General features: G+C 38.8%; 5 protein-coding genes. All 5 read left to right on the plus strand.

Annotated features, from left to right (window positions below; genetic code table 11):
- Positions 1-4 precede the first annotated feature (4 nt).
- Positions 5-736, plus strand: a complete 732-nt coding sequence (locus tag ASG38_RS05510; protein WP_056067949.1) for a tetratricopeptide repeat protein — start codon at positions 5-7, stop codon at positions 734-736.
- A gap of 27 nt (positions 737-763) precedes the next feature.
- On the plus strand, positions 764-2,572 hold the full coding sequence (locus ASG38_RS05515; RefSeq protein ID WP_056067951.1) for a type VI secretion system Vgr family protein: 1,809 nt from the start codon (positions 764-766) through the stop codon (positions 2,570-2,572).
- 24 nt (positions 2,573-2,596) lie between these two features.
- Positions 2,597-3,709, plus strand: coding sequence for a DUF2931 family protein (locus ASG38_RS05520; protein ID WP_056067953.1), 1,113 nt, complete (start codon positions 2,597-2,599; stop codon positions 3,707-3,709).
- Positions 3,710-3,742: 33 nt separating this feature from the next.
- A complete protein-coding gene (locus ASG38_RS05525) occupies positions 3,743-5,641 on the plus strand; it encodes a phospholipase effector Tle1 domain-containing protein (RefSeq protein WP_056067954.1) in 1,899 nt (632 codons plus the stop codon).
- Positions 5,642-5,652: 11 nt separating this feature from the next.
- Positions 5,653-6,193: hypothetical protein (locus ASG38_RS05530; RefSeq protein WP_162239663.1), on the plus strand; the 541-nt coding region annotated here is incomplete at its 3' end.

Here is a 6,193-nt window from a genome sequence, read left to right on the forward strand (position 1 = left end):
TAAGATGAAGATTGGGAAAAAATACATACTCCTGTTTTTTTTCTTGGCTATGCAGTTACATGGTCAAGAAAAAAAATATGCCGTTTCTGATCTTGATAATGCCTATCTTCAGGAAATGAAAGCTGAAAATGCGGAACTTTCTGCAAGGATTAAAACCTTTCCTCAGGAAATACAAGACATCAACAAGAAAGTCAGTCAGGCAATTCGTGAAAATAACGCTCCAAAAGCATTGGAACTGGCTGTTGAAATGGATAAAAAATATCCGAAAAATGCCGACATCAAGAATTTTATCGGGAAGCTGAAAACCAAAGAAGCAAAATATGATGAAGCCGTACTGCTTTTTGATGAAGCTTTGGCTATCAATCCGGGTAACAAATGGTTTTACATAAACAAAGCAACAGCTTTGGCGGAAAATAACAAAATTGAGGAAGCGCTAAAAACAATAGAAAAGCTCAATTCGGCCTATCCAAATTGGAGTATCGGCTATAATTTTAAAGCGTCCTTATTCAGAGAACTGAATCAGCAGAATGAAGCTCTGAAAGCTTATGAACAGGCTCTAAATGCAGCACCTCCAAGCGCTCAGATACTGACAAACAGGGGAGACTTTTACTTGGAATTAAGCAGAGAAGAACAGGCAATTGCAGATTATAAAAAAGCATTGGAAATCCAGCCGGATTATGCTAGAGCGAAGGAAAAACTAAAATCAATTCCAAAGACGGTTTCCGATAAGAAATAAAAACAGTTTATTAAAAAAAGTAGAGTCATGCCAATCAGTACTCAGATAAAAATAGAAATAGCAGGAGAAACACTTACCCGTTTTTCAAAATTAGTGATCGATCAAAAAGTGCATACGCACCACAGATTTTCACTACTGCAGCCTTTACCTAAAGAATTCGTAAGCCAGGCCATTGATAAGGCTCAAGGTTATATTGGGCAAGCCATAAAAATAACAATCAATCCGTCCAATATGATGACGGCCTCTCCATTAACCTTCAATGGTATTATTACCGAAGCTCAGATGGTTCGTACAGCTGGAGCTTCCGGAGGTATAATTATTAATGGTTTTAGTCCGACTATTTTATTGGAAGGTACACCTAATACGAAATCATATACTGATAAGTCGCTAGCGGATATCGTTCAGGAAGTGACAGGTAATTATTCCGCTGATAGTCTTAAACCGGCCGTTTCCGTACAAAAAGATGCCTCTTTACCCTATACGGTACAATATTCGGAAAGTGATTTTTCTTTTTTATGCAGGATTGCACAGAAAAAAGGACAGTGGTTTTATTTCAATGGAGAAGAACTGGTATTTGGTAAACCGAAATCTAAAAACTTTACTTTAGAATATGGCAGGTCACTTCATTCCTTTAATATTGAAATGAGGGCCAAATCTCTTGGATTTGAATATGTGGGTTACGATCCATCCAATGGTGAAACCCAAAGAGCAAGCTCTTCAGAAGCGAATTATCAGCCCGAAGGTTACTCAAAATCCGTATTCGAATCGTCAAAAAAACTATTTCCAAATTCGTCAACAATGCTGTATTTCCATTCTTTGGAAGAAGGAAATTCAAAAACCCATTTGACAGACCGTGTAACGACCCAATTGCAGTCTCGTGCTGCGGATCTCGTAACTGCAAAAGGCGATTCTGATGAAACAGGATTAAGAATAGGCGATGTAATAAACATCAAGGAGCCGGCTTTTTCGCTGACGGGAAATCTTTTGGACGGATTGCAGGAACAAAATTTTGGCAGTTATATCATTACTGATATTATGCATATCTGCGATGAGTCGGGAAATTATCACAACACTTTTGATGCTGTGCCTGATATGGTCGTTTCACCACCCTATGGCAACGTACACAGTTTTCCGGTTGCAGAATCACAGCCGGCTACTGTAATTTCAAATGATGATCCGGCCGGCCTGGGAAGAATTCAGGTTGCTTTTGCCTGGCAAAAAGATTCAGGTGCCAATACACCATGGATTCGTATGACCAATCCGCATTCCGGAGGAGGAAAAGGATTTTATTTTATTCCGGAAGTAGGTGAGGAAGTCCTGGTTGGTTTTGAAGGAGGAAATGCTGAAAAACCTTTCGTATTGGGTGCTATGTATAATGGTTCTGCCTTGAGTGAATATCACACTTCTGGGAATGATAAAAAAGTAATCCAAACCCGTTCGGGTACGAAAGTAATCATGAATGATGCCGAAGGAAGTATCTTTATTGAAGACCCGAGTGGCAATACATGGCTTATGGATGGAAAAGGAAATATCAATGTAAATGCTCCAAAAAACATGACGTTTACCATTGGGGAAAACTTTAATATTTCTGTAGGTAAGGACATGATTACAAACATTGGTGAAAACAGGACTACCAATGTCACATTAAAAGATAAATTGCAGGCTCAGGAAGCATTTGAAACGATTGACCAGAATAAAACTGTCAAAGTAAGTGGTGACCTTAAAGAAAGTACCGGAACGACGACACACAAGGCAGAACAGGGAGATATATTCTTCCAAAGTGCCGGTGTTGCCAAAGTGTTGGGAGCTATAGATGCTAAAGTGAATAAAGGATAAAACATTGAGGCCAAAATCATACAAATGAAAATCGCGAAATCTTATTTTTTCTTCTTGTTGCTCTTGCTGGCCTTCAGTAGTTCCTGCAAAGAAAACAACACAAATAAAAACGATAAAGACAAAGCACTTAAAGACAATAGTACAAAAACAATGAATGTAGAAAAATTTTACTGGGAAGAAAACATCAATAGCCCATTAGGGTATCCTGTTGAGGTCTACAGAGGTGGACTCGAAGCTAAAGACGGGAGCTATGTGAGTTTGAGTCTTGGTCCTGATGCAGGCAACTGGGGAGAATTAGGAAGCGGAATGAGCTCAGGCGAGAAACCTGTTCCAAACCGGCTTAATGTAACCTGGATTTCATATGCAGAAAATATTTTCTACGACATCGATACCGAAATTGACCATGATAAAATGGTAAAGCTTTTTAAGGAAGGCTACGAAGAAAATAATAAGAAATGGGGCCGAAGAAAAGAAAATTATAGAACCATAATTGTAGGTTTTGCGCCGGGCGGAGTAGCCGTAATCTGGTTAGCCGGAGCGGGGAAGCAAGTAGAAATAGGCAGATATCAGGCAGAGAAAATCACGATTCCGCAAGAAGAAATTGACAAACTGGATAGCCATGACAAACTTCTTTTTGATGAAGCTAATGTCAAGAGAATCATGTCCAAAGAAAGTTTTGTTCCACTGGAAGTTCAGAAAGCAAATCAAAACAAACCGATTCCGTTCGGGTTATGGGATACCTATAGAAAACAGTACGATTGGAAAATTGACTTTGTTGTAGATAACGGCGGAAAAGTAGCTGATTTCAGCTATACTTTATTTAATGGAGAACGAGATGAAATCTTTCCTGAAAATCTTCCGGAAAAAACATATACCAAAAGAGCTATACCAAAGCAGTTGAGTTTGGGATGGCACGACCAGCAAGGACAGCTTTATGGAGGTTCTCTCGATTTTAATGAAAAAGAAATCTTTAATGCATTTGCTGCTATCTATGAAAAAGACCCGAATGCCAAAGCAACGCTGGTACTTACGGTAAATAAAACAAACACATATCTGACGGTTACGCTGAAAACAGATGATAAAACAATAGCATTAAAAGAAAACAACATCAATATTTTCAAGTCGCGTAAGAAATAGATTTGAAATTTTTGACAGATTAATAGAATAGCCATGGGTAAGAGTTTTGTATATAACACCGGTGAATCAAAAGGTCCTGAAGAAGAGCTGGAAATGACTTTTGGCGTCTTTATTGATGGAACTTTAAACAATAAAACAAACACGGAACTTAGAAGGAAATACAGGAACGGCGGTGTCGAAAATTTGACCGATGAGCAGATAGCGGAATCGGTAAAAAGAGATGAAGCAGCTTATAAAAGGCTGATGAAAAAAGGCGTTCCTGCAAATCCTACAGAATATGAACAATACTTAATCGGTTCCCACAGAACCTATATGGACAAAATGGGAACCGACAACAGCTACAGTAACGACTACACAAATGTAGCCCGGATGTGGAAGTATTGTGACAAGGAATACCGTATCTATGTTGAAGGTATGGGAACAGATGACAAGCAAAAAGACAGCCAGGATGGTTTTGCTTTTGGAGCAGGATTAACCGGAGTCAGGGCCAAAGTAAGAAAGGCTTGCGAAATCATGGCCAATAAGATTAATGAAGAAAAAAGAAAAGGGAATAACAGAAACAAGGTACTGACCAAAATAACGGTCGATGCTTTTGGTTTTAGTCGTGGTGCTGCTTCAGCACGAAATTTTGTACATGAAGTAAATGTCAAAAAAGCATATGAACCCAAGCCATTCAATATGCCGGACGGTTATTATCCTATAGACCCGTATTCTGAAGGAATGCCGGTTAGAAAATACAGGAGAACCATTGGCGATGCAGATGGATTGGAAGTAAATTCTGAAGTTTTGGTGGAAGGAAAACTGCCAAGAATGGGACATTTGGGGTATAGCATCCTGAAAAATACAGATATAACCGCTGAAGAACTGGAAGATATCACACTTGTAGTACGATTCATCGGGATTTATGATACGGTTTCTTCCTATGGTGAAGGAGGAGGAAGATTGGGAGAATATGATGTTAATGGTGAATTGAAAGATGACAGCTTTTTTAAGAAAGCGGCAAAAGAAGTATTCTCCACTCATTTTGATAATGACGTGGAAGAATTGCAACTGAATAATTTGGGCTATTTCCAAAAGATGGTGCATTTCACAGCAAAAGACGAGCACCGGAAAAATTTCTCGCTGACCCGAATCCGACAAATCAAGGACAGGGCGATTGAAAAAAACCTCCCGGGTGTGCATTGTGACATTGGCGGTGCCTATGAAAATGAAACGGAATACAAAGACGAAATAGAAACATCAAACCACAAACCATTGTGGCAGCTTGAAAAATACAGGCAGGAATTAATAGCCGGAGGTTGGTATCATGATGACCAGATAGAAATAAACAACAAGTTCTGGAATTTTTTAACGAGTGGAATTGTATACAGAAAGCTGAGCGGAACACGATATGTCAGAAAAGAATACAGCTATTTGCCATTACATTTCATGGAAGAATTTGGCAAGGACATCATGAAAACCCAGGCAAAAAGCAATGCACTGATTGATGACCTTACAATTCAATACAGCGTTGAAGGTAATCAGATATTAAAACAGGCAAAATCATATCTGGAAGGCTATATGAAAGATGAAATTCCGGAATGGGATTTTGTCAGTGACGAAGAATTGGCAAGAAGGAAACAGGAAAGAATCAACAGAGAAAATTTGGAAAAACTGTTGGAAGAACTGGAAAAAAGCAAAGTTTACGAAGAACAAAATGCAACGGGATTTGACGGGCAAAAGCAATACTGGCCAACCATGCCTCCTGGATTGGGGCAGGAACCGGAACCGGATCCCGATCCAAATGTTATAAACATAGAAGAAGTTGTGGTGACAGCCTATCATCCGCAGACGCTCCTGAGAAAATTGCGTAACCAATATTTCCATTGGTCGGCATCAAGAGACTGGTTTGGTATGGAACCTGCAAAGAATAGAATTAGAGGTGAATATTAAGATTATAAAGGATGATTTCAATAGTTCACGGATTAAGAGAATACCATCTCGAGCCTAAGGTTGGAGCACGATATAGCTATCGGTTTGAAACAATAGTTGACGATTTTTCGAATAAGAGAAGTCCGGTTCACAAATCGTATATTAGGGAAGTACAGATTATGCCAATTGGTAAAGAAGGGTATTTGGACGTTTATCAGATTTTTACAGCTAAAATTTCTATCAAAAGTAATGTAGCAGTAGCTGATGAATATTTGATAAAACAAATTGGTTATGCCTTTGATGAAATTGAAGCCGGAGTCGATTATACCGGTAAGATTGTACGTATTTTTAATATGAAAGAATTAGGCTCGCGATGGGTAAGTACCTATCAAAAGCTCGAACATGAATACGAAGGAAGTTATATACAAAGCTATTTTAACCAGATATCGAGGATTTTAAACGATGAGGCCAGGCTGATTGAGTTTTTGTCAACCTATAAAATGTTCGGACTTTATTTTCATGGCTTATTTGGAAATTATCTTTTATGGGAAATGCCGATAGTAAGAGAGAAAA

This window comes from Flavobacterium sp. Leaf359 (genome assembly GCF_001423985.1).
Taxonomy (GTDB): domain Bacteria; phylum Bacteroidota; class Bacteroidia; order Flavobacteriales; family Flavobacteriaceae; genus Flavobacterium; species Flavobacterium lindanitolerans.

Coding starts and splice junctions, on each gene's coding strand:
- ASG38_RS05510 (WP_056067949.1), top strand. CDS start 5: ATGAAGATTGGGAAAAAATACATACTCCTGTTTTTTTTCTTGGCTATG.
- ASG38_RS05525 (WP_056067954.1), top strand. CDS start 3,743: ATGGGTAAGAGTTTTGTATATAACACCGGTGAATCAAAAGGTCCTGAA.
- ASG38_RS05520 (WP_056067953.1), top strand. CDS start 2,597: ATGAAAATCGCGAAATCTTATTTTTTCTTCTTGTTGCTCTTGCTGGCC.
- ASG38_RS05515 (WP_056067951.1), top strand. CDS start 764: ATGCCAATCAGTACTCAGATAAAAATAGAAATAGCAGGAGAAACACTT.